The following is a 15,132-nucleotide window of genomic DNA, read 5'->3' on the forward strand; positions in this document are numbered from 1 at the left end:
TTCTATTGCAACCGTGGATTTCAGGGGCGGTAAAATCCGCTGTCCCGGAGGGACACCATGTCGTCGTCCACGAAGATCAGGTGGTCCGTCAGGTCGATCCCCAGAGTGCTGAGAATGGGGGCCAGACTGTTGGTGGTGGCCACGTCCTCGTCGGAGGGCAGGGCAATGCCCGACACATGGTTGTGGGCCAGCACCACCGCCGAGGCGTTGAGGGACAGGGCGGCCTCGGCGATGAGCCGGGTGGTGATGGACACCGCGTTCACGTTGCCCTCCCCCAGCCGCCGGATACCCAGCACCTTGTGCTTGCCGTCCAGGCAGAGCAGGCACAGCATCTCGTTCCGGGCCCCGAAGAAGTAGGGCCGCAGCAGGGCATAATAGTCCCGGGCATTCCTTGCGATACCGTCCACCTGGGTGCGAACGGTGAGATAACGGCCGGAAAACTCCTTCACCGCCTTGAACAGGACGGCGGCGTGCTCTCCCACGCCCTTCACCTTCTGCAGCTCCTCCGGCGTGGCGTCCAGTACCCCGGCCAGGGAGCCGAAATGATCCATCAGCTCGTGGGCCAGGGGGTTGGTGTCGCTGCGGGGGTTGGCGTAGAAGAGCAGCAGCTCCAGCAGCTTGTGGTCGGGGAAGGAGTCCGGCCGGGCCAGAAATTCAGTTTTCAGCCGCTGACGGTGGCCGTCGTGGGTGCCCATGGCCGGACCCTCCTTTCTCACAAGATTACCGGGCGCCGTACTCCTTCAGGTAGGCTTCCATTTTGCCCTTCATCTCGTCGTCAATATACACCTTGCCGTCGATCTCACGGTTGTGGAGGAAGGCAATGATCTCCTTCACGGTGACGATGGGGTAGACGGCGATGCCGTAGTCCTCCCGCAGCTCGTCCAGGGTGGAGCAGTCCCTGGTGCCCCGCTCCATCCGGTCCACGGAGACGATGAGGGCCTTCATGTGGACGTCGGCCACGTGCTTGAACAGCTCGATGGTCTCCCGGACGGCGGTGCCGGCGGTGACCACGTCCTCCACGATGACCACGTCGTCCCCGTCCTGGGGCTTGTAGCCCACCATGGAGCCGCCCTCACCGTGGTCCTTGACCTCCTTGCGGTTGAAGCAGTAGGGCAGGTCACGATTGTAGTTGCGGTACAGGGAGGCGGCGGCGGTGACCGCCAGGGGGATGCCCTTGTAGGCGGGGCCGAACAGACAGGTGACCCCGTCAGGCAGATTCTCCTGGATGCAGGCGGCGTAGTAGTCGCCCAGCTTGGCGGCCTGAGCGCCGGTCTTGTAGTTGCCGGTGTTGATGAAGTAGGGGGTCTTGCGGCCGGACTTGGTGGTGAAATCTCCAAAGGTGAGCACGCCGGAGCGCACCATGAAGGTAATGAATTCTTCCTTGTAGGTCATGGCAGTCAGCCTCGCTTTCCCAAAATTGTCGAACTATTATATCATTATTTGTAAGCTCCGGCAAGGCGGGGAACAGAGAGGAAAAATTGTTTTTTTATGAAATCTTAATGCAAGGATCCCAATTATTATGATACAATACGAAGGACTTATGATGTGAGGTGTTATCCTTGGACTTATTGGACTGGCTCACAAAAACCAATCTGGGCGAGATGTTCTTTACCATGCTGGTGTCCATGGTGCCCATCATTGAGCTGCGGGGGGGCGTACCCTTCGGCACCGCTCTTGGTCTCCCGGCAGGTCAGGCGCTGGTGGCCGCCATCATCGGCAATATGATCCCCATCCCTTTTATTATCGTCTACATCCGCCGGATCTTTCTGTGGATGCGGCGGAAATCCAAAAAACTCAATTCTCTGGTGGATAAGCTGGAGAAAAAGGCCCACCTGAAGGGCCAGAAGGTGAGCAAGTACAAGTATATCGGCCTGTGGCTCTTTGTGGCCATCCCCCTGCCGGGCACCGGCGCCTGGACGGGGGCCCTGGCGGCGGCCTTTCTGGATATGCCCCTGCGGAAGGCCCTACCCTCCATCTTCCTGGGCATCGTGACCGCCGGGCTCATCATGACCCTGGCCACCGGACTGGTGGTGGCCACCGTGGGGAACTGAGACCCTTTCCGCCTCCGCCGCATAGGATGGGGCGGAGGTGAGGGGCTGTGCATGCAATTCTACAGATTCTCTTTGCGCTGCTGGCGGCCGTGGGCCTGCTGGCTCTGGGGTGGGTCCTCTTCGGAAAGCTGGTGACCCCGGTGGGGAGCGGCAGTGGTCCGGTGTACGCCGTGGTGCCCGCTGACGGTGAAGGGGAGCATCTGGAGCAGGATGTGAAGGGCCTTTTGTGGCTGCGGGGCGGGGAGCTGGCCCGCTTCACCATCGTCATCGCCGACAACGGTCTGGACCCGGCGGGGCGGGCGGTGGCGGCGGCCCTGCTGGCCGACTCCACCGGCGTGGTGGTTTGCCCCGGCGACCGGCTGGGGGCGTATATTTTGGGGAAATAGGATTCGACAAATGAGCCGCTTGATGGTATCATATGCCTGAACAGACAAGGAGGGGCAGCCATGCAGGAGGCGGAACAGACGTACATTGAGGGCACCGTGTCGGCCGTAGTCTACCAGAACCAGGAGAACGGCTACACGGTGCTCCGTCTTGACGTGGGAGACGGAGCCGCCATCACCGTGGTGGGCTGCATGCCCGGGGTGGCCCCTGGGGAGAGTATCTCGGTCCAGGGGGCCTGGATGCGCCACGCCTCCTACGGAGAGCAGTTCAAGGCGGAGGCGGTGGAGCGGCGGCTGCCCGCCGGTACCAAGGCCATCTTTGACTACCTGTCCTCCGGCGCGGTGCGGGGCATCGGGGCCGCCACCGCCCGGCGGATGGTGGAGGAGTTCGGGGAGGACGCCCTGCGGGTGCTGGAGGAGCACCCGGAGCGGCTGACCCAGATCAAAGGCATCACCCGCAAGCGGGCTCTGGCCATCGGGGAGAGCTTCCGGATGCAGATGGGCATGCGGCGGCTGCTGGAATTCCTGGGGGAGCATGAGGTGCCCCTCCAGCTGGCCATGCCCCTCTACCGCAAGTTCGGGGACCGGGCCCTGGAGGCCATCCGGGGCAACCCCTACCTGCTGGTGGATGAGGAGCTGGGGGTGGAATTTGCCGCCGCCGACCAGCTGGCTCTGTCCATGGGCATGGAGGGGGACGACCCCCAGCGGGTGGAGGCCGCCCTGCTCTTTGAGCTGACCCACAACCTGGACAACGGCCACACCTTCCTGCCCCGGCGGAAGCTGATCCCCGCCACCGCCCAGCTCATCGGGGTGGAGGAGGACCTGCTGGAGGACGCCCTGGAGACCCTGCTGGAGCGTGGGGAGATCATTCAGGAGCAGGTGGCGGGGGAGGAGGCGGTGTACCTCCACGACCTGTGTGAGGCCGAGCAGTACGTGGCCTGGCGCATCACCGAGATGGCCCGGGGCGAGCTGGTGGCCCCCCACGACCTGGACCGGCTCATTGACCGCATCCAGGCCGACCAGGGCATCACCTACGCCCCCCAGCAGCGCCAGGCGGTGCTGCTGGCCGCCCAGCGGCAGGTGATGCTGCTCACCGGCGGCCCCGGCACCGGCAAGACCACCTCCCTGCGGGGTGTGCTGGCCCTCTTTGAGGAGCTGGGGCTGGAGACCGCCCTGGCGGCCCCCACCGGCCGGGCGGCCAAGCGGCTGGGGGAGCTGTGCGGGGCGGAGGGGTACACCATCCACCGCCTGCTGGAGACCCAGTACGACCCCCACTCCGGGCGGCTGGTGTTCGCCCATGATGAGAGCGACCCGCTGAAGGCGGACGCCGTCATCGTGGACGAGACCTCCATGGTGGATATCGTGCTCATGCGGGGCCTGCTGTCCGCCCTGCGGCCCGACTGCCGCCTGATCCTGGTGGGGGACCCGGACCAGCTGCCCAGCGTGGGGCCGGGGAACCTTTTTTCCGACCTGATCCGCAGCGGGGTGGTGCCCATGGTGCGGCTGACCGAGATCTTCCGCCAGGCCGCCGAGAGCGCCATTATCCGCAACGCCCACGGGGTCAACCGGGGGGAGCTGCCTGACCTAAAGGACAACAAGCACGACTTTTTCTTCCTGCGGCGGAAGGACCCGGCCCGGGCCGCCGAGACCATTGTGGAGCTGGTCAAGACCCGCCTGCCCGACAACATGGGCATACCCGCCGACCAGATCCAGGTGCTCTCTCCCACCCGCAAGCGGGTGGCGGGCACCGCCAGCCTGAACCGGGCCATCCAGGAGGCGGTGAATCCTCCGGCGGAGGACAAGCCGGAGCGCCGCTTCGGGGAGTACGTGTTCCGCCAGGGGGACCGGGTCATGCAGGTGCGCAACAACTACGACGTGATGTGGAAGGACGGCCTGACCTCCGGCCTGGGCATTTTCAACGGGGATATCGGCCAGATCATCCGGGTGGACAACCGGGAGGGCACCCTGACGGTGGACTTCGAGGGCCGTCAGGTGGAGTACACCGGGGACATGCTGGTGGAGCTGGAGCCCGCCTACGCCATCACCGTCCACAAGGCCCAGGGCAGCGAGTACCGGGCGGTGATCCTGTCTGTGAGCGGCGGGGCACCCATGCTGCTGACCCGGGGAGTGCTGTACACCGCCATCACCCGGGCCCGTGAGCTGCTGATCCTGGTGGGGGACGAGGAAGTGGTGGCCGCCATGACCGCCAACAACCGCCAGCAGAGACGGTATTCCGGTCTGCGGTGGCGCCTGGTGCAGATGGCGGAGTGAGACAAATTTTATGCCGTAAGAATGCACTAAGAATAAACTTGATTTGCAGTACGCAGGATATGCTTTGCTTACCAAAGATCAGGAGGCAAAGCATATGGGCAAGACCAATCATCTCAGCATCCGCACGGACAAGGAACTCCACGACAAGCTCCAGTATGTGGCGGCTTATGAGGGGCGTTCCATGAGCGGGCAGATCCTGTATTTGATCCAGAGCTGCATCCGGAGCTTTGAACAGGAGAACGGCCCCATTCCAGTGGGGGACGAAAAATGAGCGGGGCGGCGGCGAAACTGCTGGATCTGCTGTTCCCGCCGAAATGTGTGTTCTGCGGGAAGATCCTGCCCACAGGGGTGAAGCATCTGTGTTCCGCCTGCCAGAAGGACCTGCCCTGGCTGGAGGGTCCGGCGGCGGAGCAGACGGGGGAGTTCTTCTCCCTGTGCGCCTCGCCCCTGCGGTACCAGGGCAAGGTGCGGGACTCCATCCGGCGGTACAAATTCCAGGGCCGGAGGGGCTACCACAAGGCCTATGGCCTGCTGGTGGCCCAGTGTGTCCACGACCATTTGGCGGGAAAATATGACCTGATCACCTGGGTGCCCCTCTCCGACAAGCGGAAGAAGGAGCGGGGCTACGACCAGGCTTTCCTGCTGGCCAGCGCCGCGGCGCTGGAGCTGGACGACGTGGCGGTGGAGACCCTGCGGAAGGGCAGGGACAACGCGGCCCAGTCCGGTCTGGAAGGGGAGGCGGAGCGCCGGGCCAATGTGCTGGGCGCCTACCAGCCGGTGGACCCGGAGCTGGTGGGGGGCAAGCGGATCTTGCTGATCGACGACGTGGTGACCACCGGCTCCACCCTGTCCGAGTGCGCCCGGATGCTGCGCTCCATGGGGGCGGCTGACGTGGTATGTGCCACCCTTGCCCGTGCCAGGTAAGGCGACGGGGCGCACGAGGACCCGGCTTTGCCGGGCGCGCCTTTTGGCGCGTACAAGCGTTTTGGCCATGGGCCAAAACCTTGGCTTGGCGGGATTCACTCCTGCCAAGCAGATGAAAATGGGGTCCCACGGGAACCGTGGTTCCCGTGGGGGTGTGCCCGGATGCTGCGCTCCATGGGGGCGGCTGACGTGGTATGTGCTACCCTTGCCCGTGCCCGCTGAAAAAGTTAACGAAAATTCAGGGAAAATGACGTTGAAAAGAGAATCATACTTCTGTATAATATAGGAGATTATCCATGAAATTTTGGGACAAACTAAAAAGAAAGTTATCAAGACTTCGAGGTGCTGGTATGTTCAGTAAAGATATCGGTATCGATCTGGGTACCGCTTCCATCCTGGTTTACGTAAAAGGCAAGGGCGTGGTGCTGCGGGAGCCCTCCGTGGTAGCCATCGATAAGAATACGGGCAAATTGCTGAAGGTGGGTACCGAAGCGCAGCAGATGCTGGGCCGTACCCCCGGCAACATCGTCGCCATCCGGCCTCTGCGGGAGGGCGTCATCTCCGACTACGACATGACCGAGCGGATGCTGAAGGAGTTCATCCGCAAGGTGACCTCCTTCCGGCTGTTCAAGCCCCGCATCGTCATCTGCGTCCCCTCCGGCATCACCGAGGTGGAGGAGCGGGCTGTCATCGACGCGGGCATCCAGGCCGGCGCCCGCCGGGTGTACCTGATTGAGGAGCCGGTAGCTGCCGCCATCGGCGCGGGCATCGACATCGCCAAGCCCGACGGCCACATGATCGTGGACATCGGCGGCGGCACCACCGATATCGCCGTCATCTCCCTGTCCGGCATCGTGGAGTCCACCTCCATCAAGATCGCCGGCGACCAGTTTGACGAGGCCATCGTAAAGTACATCCGCCGCAAGCACAACGTGCTCATCGGCGAGCGTACCGCCGAGGAGCTGAAGATGCAGATCGGCTGCGTGTTCCCCCGTCCCGAGGAGCAGACGGTGGAGATCAAGGGCCGCTGCCTGATGACCGGCCTGCCCCGGGTGTTCTCCGTGTCCTCCAGCGAGATGATCGAGGCCTTTGAGGAGGTCTCCACCCGCATTCTGGAGGCCATCCACGGCGTGCTGGAGCGCACGCCCCCCGAGCTGGTGGCCGACATCTCCACCAACGGGATCTGCATGACCGGCGGCGGCTCCCTGGTCTGGGGCTTCGACAAGCTGATCGAATCCCACACCGGCATCGAGACCCACGTGGCCGACGACGCCATCTCCTGCGTGGCCTACGGCACCGGCAAGAGCCTGGACGACGTGGACAGCATGCAGGACGGCACCATCAACCTGTCCCGGCGCAAGCAGATGAACTGAATCACCAAAAGTCCCCGGCGTTCGCCGGGGACTTTTTTCTCCCAGGACAGTTGAAACGGGGAGTTTGGTACGGTATACTGAGAGTGAGAAAGAAGGCCTCAGGGCCGATATAGAAATGGAAAGGTGAATCGGATGGAACAGTCAAAGGTCCAGACCATGGCCGTCACAGCGGCCCGCGGGCGGCTGCTGGCCATGGATATGGTGCACGCCGCGGCCTCCGGACACATCGGCGGCTCTCTGTCCTCCATGGACATTCTTACCACACTGTACTTCCACGTCATGCGGGTGGACCCCGCCAACCCCCAGGACCCGGACCGGGACCGCTTTGTGCTCTCCAAGGGCCATTGCACCCCGGCCCTCTACCCCATGCTGGCCATGCGGGGCTTTTTCCCCGTCACTGACCTGGCCATGTTCCGCCGCATTGACGGCACCATGTCCGGCCACGCCGAAATGCACCATGTGAAGGGTGTGGACATGTCCACCGGTTCCCTGGGTCAGGGCATCTCCGCCGCCGTGGGCATGGCCCTGGCGGGCAAGGCCGACAAGAAGGACTACCGGGTGTACGCCCTGCTGGGCGACGGCGAGATCGAGGAGGGCCAGGTGTGGGAGGCCGCCATGTCCGCCGCCAAATATCACCTGGACAACCTGTGCGCCATTGTGGACGTGAACGGGCTTCAGATCGACGGCGCCACCGCCGACGTGATGCCCTCCGAGCCTCTGGACAAGAAATTCGAGGCCTTCAACTGGAACGTGATCCACGTGGACGGCCACGATTTTGACGCGCTGGACAGGGCCTTCCAGGCTGCCGCCGCCTGCAAGGACAAGCCCACCGTGCTCCTGGCCAAGACCGTCAAGGGCAAGGGCGTCTCCTTCATGGAGAACCAGTACGGCTGGCACGGCAAGGCCCCCAACGACGAGCAGTACGCCCAGGCCCACGGGGAACTGCTCCAGGGCCTGATGGACCGGATGAAGCAGGCCGGCATGCAGGTATCTGAGCAAATCGCCACCACCTACGGCGTGCTCAGCGACAAGGAGGGAGTGTGAGCCATGAGTGAGAAGATCGCCACCCGCGTGGCTTACGGTAAGACCCTGGCGGAGCTGGGGGAGCAGTATCCCAACCTGGTAGTGCTGGACGCCGACCTGTCCGGCTCCACCCAGAGCCAGTTTTTTGCCAAGGCGTTCCCCGACCGCTTTTACAACATGGGTATTGCAGAGGCCAATATGACCAGTGTGGCCGCCGGTCTGGCCACCTGCGGCAAGATGCCCTTTACCAACACCTTTGCCATGTTTGCCACCGGCCGTGCCTACGAGCAGGTACGCAACTCCATCGCCTATCCCCGCCTGAACGTGAAGGTGGTGGGCTCCCACGGCGGCCTGTCCGTGGGTGAGGACGGCGCCACCCACCAGTGCATTGAGGACTACGCCCTCATGCGTGCCATCCCCAACATGATGGTGCTCTCCCCCTGCGACGGGCCCGAGATGCGCCTGGCGGTGAAGGCCCTGCTGGACTATGACGGCCCCGCCTATATGCGTCTGGGCCGCCTGGCGGTGGACAGCATCACCGACGAGGTGCCCGGCTATACCTTCCAGCTGGGCAAGGGCTCCGTCCTGCGGGACGGCTCCGACGTGACGGTGATCGCCACCGGCATGATGGTGCAGATGGCCTATGCCGCCGCCCAGACCCTGGAGGAGGAGGGCATCTCCGTCCGGGTCATCGACATGCACACCATCAAGCCTCTGGACCACGAGCTGGTGCTGAAGGCTGCCCTGGAGACCCGGTGCATCGTCACCAGCGAGGAGCACACCGTCATCGGCGGCCTGGGCTCCGCCGTGGCCGAGTTCCTGTCCGAGCACTGCCCGGTGCCCGTGGTGCGCCACGGCGTCAATGACGAGTTCGGCCGCTCCGGCGAGGCCAAGGCGGTGCTGAAGGCCTACGGCCTCACCCCCGAGGGCATTGCCGACAAGGTGCGTCAGGCCCTGAAGCTGAAGAAATGAACGATATCCGTCTGATCTGCCTGGATATGGACGGCACCCTGCTGGATGACGACCACGCCACCGTGCCGCCCCGTAACGCGGCCGCCCTCCGGGCGGCGGCCGAGCGGGGGGCGGCTGCCGTCATCTCCAGCGGCCGCGCCTGGGATCTGCTGCGGGAGGTAGACGCCCAGTTGGGTGTCACCAAATACGCCGTGCTCTCCAATGGGGCGGCGGTGCTGGATGTGACTTCTGGGGAGTGGATGTACCGCAACTGCCTGCCAGACCAGGCCCGGGTCCCTCTGGTGGAGCTGCTGCTGGACTGGAGCCTGCCCTTCGAAATCTACTGCCAGGGGAAAAACTACATCCAGGCCGACCGGAAAGAGGAGGTGCTCTCCCACGCCTTTACCCCTCAGTTCCGGCGGATCCTGGCTGAGTACTCCCAGTTCCCGGAGCATATGAACGAGGTCCTGCCGGCGGGAACGGTGGAAAAGATCCACGTCTTTTACGTTCCCCCGGAGCGGCGGCGGGAGCTGGAGGAGACGGCTCTGGGCTGGGGCCCGCTGTCCATCACCAGCTCGTTCCAGAACAACATGGAGTTCACTGCCCCCGGTGTGAACAAGGGTACCGCGGTGCAGGCCCTGTGCAAAAAGCTGGGCTTGGGTCCGGAGCAGGTGATGGCCTTCGGCGACGCAGGCAACGACCTGGAACTGCTCCGCTGGGCGGGGTGGTCCTTTGCCATGGCCAACGCCACGGAGGAGGCCAAGGCGGCCGCCCGGTACGTCACCGGCTCCAACCACGACGCCGGTGTGGGCATGGCGATAGAGCAATATCTGCTGAACAGTTGAAAAAAAGCGGCGCATGAAGCTCATGCGCCGCTTTTCTCCTTCACACTGTGGAAATACCGCAGCAGGAAGATGACGGTGAAGATCAGGCACAGCCCCTCGGAGACCAGGGGGGAGAGCCAGATGCCCGTATCTCCGAACAGTGTGGACAATGCCACCAGACATCCGGAGATGAGCACCAGGCTCCGGCCGAAGGAGATGGTGAGGGCGGGGACCGGGTGCTCCATGGCGGTGAAGAAGCCGGAGACCACCACGTTGAAGCCCAGCACCAGGAAGGACAGAGAGTAGAGCCGCAGGGCGTTGGCGGTGTAGGAGAACAGCGGGTCGCCGCTTTCCAGGAACAGCCCCACAATGGGTCCGGCGAAGAGCTGGCAGATGAGGCAGAAGGCCGCGCCTGCCGCCGCCACCAGCCGCACCCCGTAGGTGAGGAACCTGTGGCACATGGGCCGCTGGTCCGCCCCCAGATAGAAGCTGGACAGGGGCTGGATGCCGTGGGCGGTGCCGATCATGGTCATGAGCACCAGGGTGTTGACATAGCTGATGATGGTGTAGGAGGTGAGAGCCTCCCCGCCCACCACCGACAGGATGATCTGATTGAACAGGAAGATCACAAAGCCGTTGGAGAACTCGCTGAGGCCGTCGGATATCCCCAGGGGGATGATCCGCCGGTAGGACCCCAGGTCCCACCGGAACTTCCCGAACCGCAGAGGCTCCCGGTGCGTGAGAAAGTAGATTACGAATACGATGGTGGAGGTGACCTGGGCCAGACCGGTGGCCAGGGCGGCCCCCCACACCCCCCAGTGGAAGTGCATGACGAAGATGTAGTCCAGCAGCACGTTCATGATGGCGCAGGAGAGCACCCCGATGGTGCTGACGTGGGGGGCGCCGTCCGCCTTCACCTGGACCTCCAGGTTGTAGGATACGGTGAAGAACACGGCGAAGCAGGCGATGGTGCCCACATACTCCTTCACCAGGGGGAGCAGATCCCCGCTGGCCCCCAGAAAGACGGCCACCCGCTCCAGGTTCAGCAGCACCGCCGCCGTCAGGGCCAGGGAGAGGACGATAACCACAAACAGGTTCTGGTTGAAGTAGTTCCTGGCCTTCTCCTCGTCTCCGTGGCCCAGGGCCAGGGACAGAACGGTGGAGGTGCCGGTGGCCAGCAGAATGCCGATGGTGAACACCAGGGATACAAAGGGCATGGACAGGTTTACTGCGCCCAGAGCGTGGCTGCCCACCCCGTGGGCCACGAAGATGCCGTCCACAATGGTGTACAGGGAGAAGATCCACATGGAGACAATGGACGGAACGGTGAATTTGAAAAATTTTGCCGCTAAGTTCAAGGGTAAAACCTCCTCTTGTCAGAGCTATGATAAACCCTCGTACCATCCGAAAGTCAAGGGCGGGAGGCAAAAATTTTGAAAGAGTACTATCAGATCCACGAATTGGCCAAATTATTCGATCTCTGCCCCGATACCCTTCGTTATTATGAGGAAAAGGGGCTGCTCCACCCGGACCGTGGAGAGAACCGCTACCGGAAATACGGCATCCAGGACATCTGCACCCTGAATATCATCCGCTCCCTGCGGGAGCTGGATCTGCCCACCGGGGAGATCCGGGGCTATCTGGAGCGGCGGAGCGTGGGGGAGACCCTGGAGCTGCTGGACCGGGAGGCGGCGCTGCTCCGCCGCCGGATGGAGGAACTGGAGACCGCCTGTAAGGAGGCGGAGCAGCGCCGCCTGCGGCTGGAGCGGTACAGCAAGGTGGAGGCGGGACGGGTGGAATTCATCCGGGAGCCGGAGCGGCCCTGTGTCTATCTGGGGCAGGATTTTATCCTGGAAAAGGAGATCGACTTCCAGCTCAAGCGGCTGGAGCAGCGCCACCAGGACTACATCCAGGTTATCGGCAGCCAGTGCATGGGGGCGGCGGTGGACGAGGGGAGCCTGAAAAAAGGAATCTTCAACCATTTTTCCCGGGTGTTTTTCCTGACCCGGTCCGAGCTGCCCTTTGACGATGTGCTGCCGGAGGGGGAATACGCCCGACTGTACTACCGGGGGGAATACGACCACTTGAAGGAGCACCTGGGTACTCTGCTGGCCGGCATCCGCTCCGCCGGCCGGATGCCGGCGGGGGCGCCTCTGGAGCTCTACCGCATCGATGCCCACGACACCAACCGGGCGGAAGAGTACGTAACCGAGCTTCAGGTGCGGGTTCACATGCTGCGATAATGAAAAAATAAGAAGGGAACCGTAAAGGTTCCCTTCTTATTTTTTGCGGTATATTAGTCTGCAGAAAGTGGGAAGAGGGCCTCGATGCGGTCCAGCTGCTGCATTAGGCTGTCTCTGTCGGAGTCAATCTGCTCCCTGCGATAAAACATATCAACATGGCTCGATTCCAGCTGTTCGGGATGCAGCAGAACCTCCCGCATGATTGCGGTCACAGCTCGAATAGCGGCGCGCTTTTGATATCGGTGGCAGCGGATTGCGCCATCGATATCATTTTGTTCAACGAATGAGATCAGCTCTTCGTGGAGTTTAAGTGATTCCGGTATGTAATGAGAAGCAATCAGAGAAGTGCTTGTCCGCCCTGTTTGGTAAAGTTCTTGCAGATATTCTTTCAAGTATTTATAAGGAGATTTTTCATAGAAGCTGGAATAAAACGTATGGTTCACGATCATATATCGCGTGATATTTCTCTCCTCGTATAAAGAGTGAAGGGACTTCAGAATATCGCGTATCGCTTGGATATCGCCACTTGTGATATGGGGGATCGCCGTTTTCAGGCAAAGGATTTCAACCTCGTTGCGCAGGGCGGTGGCCTCGAACACCTTTTCTATGTTGATGTCGGCCACCCGCGTGCCGGTATAAGGGACCGTGTGTACGAGCCCCTCGTGAAACAGCTGAGAAAGGGCCTCCCGGATGGGAATGTAGCTCATCCCGTATTTTGCGGCAAGCGTACGGATGACCAACTTTTCACCCGGTTTCAGCTTGCCGGAGAGGATATCGTTTTTGATCTGGGCATAGGCAAAATCCTTTTTAGTCTCAAACTGCATTTAAATCCTCCTAGTGTGTTATGAGTAGAGCGCCTGGAGCAAACTGAGTTTCAGGAAGCAGTTACCGTTTAAACGGGTCGTATGTACGCGCAAGCGGTGAGGGAAAAAAAGGAAAGCACTAAAAATAATTTAATACTATTATAGTTTATCCTCAGAAAAAAGTAAATGCATAACTCTCAAGTGGAAGGATCTCTGAAAAGGCAGAGAAACATGACAGATGTCTTTTCACAAAAAAACGAGGCTGGAATTAAGCACAATAAACAAAAATAAATAATAACATTGACAGAAAATATTCAATCTGCTATCCTAAAGTAAAATGATATATCATATATCATAAATCATAAATCATTGAAGGAGCTGACAGCGATGCGGATTCCCGGATGCAAAACGATGAAGCAGCGGCTACAGGAGGGCGAGGTCCTGTTTGGGACCTTCTATAAATTCAACTGTGCGCCCGTGGTAGAAATGCTGGGGATGGTCGGCATGGATTTCATCATCATCGATGCTGAACATGGCGATTACAGCTATCGTGATATGCAGGATATGTGCCGTGTGGCAAATGGTGTCGGTATGAATGCTGTGATCCGGGTACCGAGTTCTTCCGCAGAGCATATCCTTCACGCCGGCGATATGGGGGCGCAGGGGATTCAGGTGCCCAATGCGAAAACGGTGGAAGAGGCGCGTGCTGCAGCGGAGAATATGCGCTATGCACCTGAGGGCACCCGTGGACTGGGGCTGACAACCAGGGCGTCCGGCTATTGCCTGGGGAGCAACTTTATCGACAACAAGGGTTATATCGACTATGTAAACCATGACCTGCTCTCTGTGATTATGGTGGAGAATGAGGAGCTGGCCAGCAAGATAGACCAGCTGTGTGACATCCCCCAGGCTGACGTCTTTTTCATCGGGACCGGAGATCTCAGCCAGTCCTGCGGAGTAACGGGACAGCCCGGACATCCCAAGGTGCAGGAGCTGGTAAAGCACGTGATTGAAACAGTCCGTGCGAAGGGAAAGATCGGGGGCATTTACGCGGGAAATATCTCGGATGTCCAGAAATATGTGGACATGGGTTTCCAGTATATCGGTTTTAGTTCAGAAATGAACTTTATCGCAGAAAAGTTAAAGGATGTGATGCATGGGATCGATGGTGTAAAGGCGAGTATAAAAAAGCAATGAGGGAAAGACCTGCTCTGCAGAGGAAACGAAGATTGTCGAGAAGAAAGGAAGGTATGTTATGAAAAAGTATTTGAGGATGGCTTGCCTGATGTGCACTGCGGTATTGCTCCTGATGCTCTGCGCCTGCGGGCAGAACACAGCACAGCAGGGGGACCAGTCACCTTCGGCCGATGCCGACGGAACTCAGAATACGGCTTCCCAGGGAGAAGAGTGGCCCACCCAGCCCATCAATGTGATTGTTTCCTTTGGCGCTGGCGGCGATACGGACATCCTTTGCAGAAAGCTCTGTGAAATTATGTCTGAGGAGCTGGGTGTTCCTATCGTATGTACGAACGTAGAGGGTTCTTCCGGCACGGTAGCGGCAAGACAGGTAAAGGATTCTGCTCCGGACGGAAATACCGTGCTGTGGCATCAGAGCTCTTTCCTGGTGGCCAGCGCAACCGGGATTGCTGATTTCGACTATACGGATTTTGAAATTGCAGGCGTGGCAGTGGAGGAAGTTTCCGATTGCCTCATGGTGCGCAAGGGCAGTTACGACGGGTTTGAAGACTTCATTCAGGCCGCGAAGGACAACCCCGGCGGACTGAATTATGGTACCTCTCTGGGCGGATATTCTCATATGCAGGCGCTGGCTGTTGCGGACGCCTTTGACGTGGATTTCAACATCGTGGACATCGGCGGCGGTTCTGAGACGATCGCGGCGCTGCTGGCCGGGGATATCGACTTTGTCATCACCACGAACAACTATGCGCGTACTTATGTGGAGTCCGGCGACTGTGATGTCCTGTGCGTGGTTGCTAACGAGCGGTGCGACATTACGCCTGACTGGCCTGCCATGAGCGAGTTCGGTGAAGACTGCGACATTACGAAGTTCTTTGCCTTCTACATGCCCAAGGGAACCGATCCCGCCATTGTGGAGAAGTGGTCTGAGGCGGTGGACCATGCTGTAAATTCTGAGGAATACAAGGCGACCTGCGAGCAGTATGCGGTTACTCCGGCGTACAGCACTGGTGAGGAAGCGTTGGAAATGCACAACGCCCAATATGAGATGGCCAAGAAATATGCGCAGGAGATGGTCAATTAAATCCA

The 15,132-nt window shown here is 60.6% G+C and carries 16 protein-coding genes; 12 read left to right on the forward strand and 4 right to left on the reverse strand.

The features are described 5' to 3' along the window. Positions 1-20: 20 nt before the first annotated feature. Complete coding sequence (locus E0E41_RS16655; protein WP_130871019.1) at positions 21-695, reverse strand: JAB domain-containing protein; 675 nt, start codon at positions 693-695, stop codon at positions 21-23. Positions 696-720: 25 nt separating this feature from the next. After that, entirely contained in the window at positions 721-1,392 is a 672-nt protein-coding gene (pyrE, locus tag E0E41_RS16660) for an orotate phosphoribosyltransferase (protein WP_130871020.1), read from the reverse strand. A gap of 158 nt (positions 1,393-1,550) precedes the next feature. Here pyrE and E0E41_RS16665 point away from each other — a divergent pair, with 158 nt between their 5' ends. The 9 genes from E0E41_RS16665 to E0E41_RS16705 all read left to right on the forward strand — a co-directional run bounded on the left by E0E41_RS16665 (position 1,551) and on the right by E0E41_RS16705 (position 9,821). Beyond that, a complete protein-coding gene (locus E0E41_RS16665) occupies positions 1,551-2,051 on the forward strand; it encodes a COG2426 family protein (protein WP_438819471.1) in 501 nt (166 codons plus the stop codon). Between the two features lie 47 nt (positions 2,052-2,098). Beyond that, positions 2,099-2,437 carry a hypothetical protein gene (locus tag E0E41_RS16670; RefSeq protein WP_130871021.1) on the forward strand — a complete coding sequence of 113 codons (339 nt, stop codon included), beginning with the start codon at positions 2,099-2,101 and terminating at the stop codon, positions 2,435-2,437. A 60-nt stretch (positions 2,438-2,497) separates the two neighbouring features. Continuing rightward, complete coding sequence (gene recD2 / locus E0E41_RS16675; protein WP_130871022.1) at positions 2,498-4,705, forward strand: SF1B family DNA helicase RecD2; 2,208 nt, start codon at positions 2,498-2,500, stop codon at positions 4,703-4,705. Between the two features lie 94 nt (positions 4,706-4,799). Beyond that, entirely contained in the window at positions 4,800-4,976 is a 177-nt protein-coding gene (locus E0E41_RS16680) for an Arc family DNA-binding protein (protein ID WP_130871023.1), read from the forward strand. Then, positions 4,973-5,629, forward strand: a complete 657-nt coding sequence (locus E0E41_RS16685) for a ComF family protein (RefSeq protein WP_130871024.1) — start codon at positions 4,973-4,975, stop codon at positions 5,627-5,629. The genes E0E41_RS16680 and E0E41_RS16685 overlap by 4 nt, the downstream gene beginning before the upstream one ends. A 350-nt stretch (positions 5,630-5,979) precedes the next feature. Continuing rightward, the gene (locus E0E41_RS16690; protein ID WP_007494905.1) at positions 5,980-7,002 is read left to right on the forward strand and encodes a rod shape-determining protein; all 1,023 of its coding nucleotides are present in this window, start codon (positions 5,980-5,982) and stop codon (positions 7,000-7,002) included. A 132-nt stretch (positions 7,003-7,134) separates the two neighbouring features. Further along, complete coding sequence (locus E0E41_RS16695; RefSeq protein WP_130871025.1) at positions 7,135-8,046, forward strand: transketolase; 912 nt, start codon at positions 7,135-7,137, stop codon at positions 8,044-8,046. Between the two features lie 3 nt (positions 8,047-8,049). Then, positions 8,050-8,997: a transketolase family protein gene (locus E0E41_RS16700; RefSeq protein WP_130871026.1), complete on the forward strand. Its 948-nt coding sequence runs from the start codon at positions 8,050-8,052 to the stop codon at positions 8,995-8,997. Continuing rightward, entirely contained in the window at positions 8,994-9,821 is an 828-nt protein-coding gene (locus E0E41_RS16705; protein WP_130871027.1) for a Cof-type HAD-IIB family hydrolase, read from the forward strand. The genes E0E41_RS16700 and E0E41_RS16705 overlap by 4 nt, the downstream gene beginning before the upstream one ends. Positions 9,822-9,841: 20 nt before the next feature. Here E0E41_RS16705 and E0E41_RS16710 read toward each other — a convergent pair whose 3' ends face one another. After that, on the reverse strand, positions 9,842-11,158 hold the full coding sequence (locus E0E41_RS16710) for an MATE family efflux transporter (RefSeq protein WP_242623861.1): 1,317 nt from the start codon (positions 11,156-11,158) through the stop codon (positions 9,842-9,844). Positions 11,159-11,233: 75 nt separating this feature from the next. On the opposite strand from E0E41_RS16710, the gene E0E41_RS16715 reads away from it, so the two are divergent. Continuing rightward, positions 11,234-12,043, forward strand: coding sequence for a MerR family transcriptional regulator (locus tag E0E41_RS16715; protein WP_130871028.1), 810 nt, complete (start codon positions 11,234-11,236; stop codon positions 12,041-12,043). A 53-nt stretch (positions 12,044-12,096) separates the two neighbouring features. Here the strand turns inward: E0E41_RS16715 and E0E41_RS16720 are convergent, their stop codons facing one another. After that, complete coding sequence (locus tag E0E41_RS16720) at positions 12,097-12,867, reverse strand: GntR family transcriptional regulator (RefSeq protein WP_130871029.1); 771 nt, start codon at positions 12,865-12,867, stop codon at positions 12,097-12,099. 390 nt (positions 12,868-13,257) lie between these two features. Here E0E41_RS16720 and E0E41_RS16725 point away from each other — a divergent pair, with 390 nt between their 5' ends. Next, complete coding sequence (locus E0E41_RS16725; protein WP_165450597.1) at positions 13,258-14,043, forward strand: HpcH/HpaI aldolase family protein; 786 nt, start codon at positions 13,258-13,260, stop codon at positions 14,041-14,043. 58 nt (positions 14,044-14,101) lie between these two features. Beyond that, entirely contained in the window at positions 14,102-15,127 is a 1,026-nt protein-coding gene (locus E0E41_RS16730) for a tripartite tricarboxylate transporter substrate binding protein (RefSeq protein WP_130871031.1), read from the forward strand. The last annotated feature ends 5 nt before the right edge of the window (positions 15,128-15,132 follow it).

Source organism: Intestinimonas massiliensis (ex Afouda et al. 2020), from assembly GCF_900626285.1.
GTDB classification, from domain to species: domain Bacteria; phylum Bacillota; class Clostridia; order Oscillospirales; family Oscillospiraceae; genus Flavonifractor; species Flavonifractor massiliensis_A.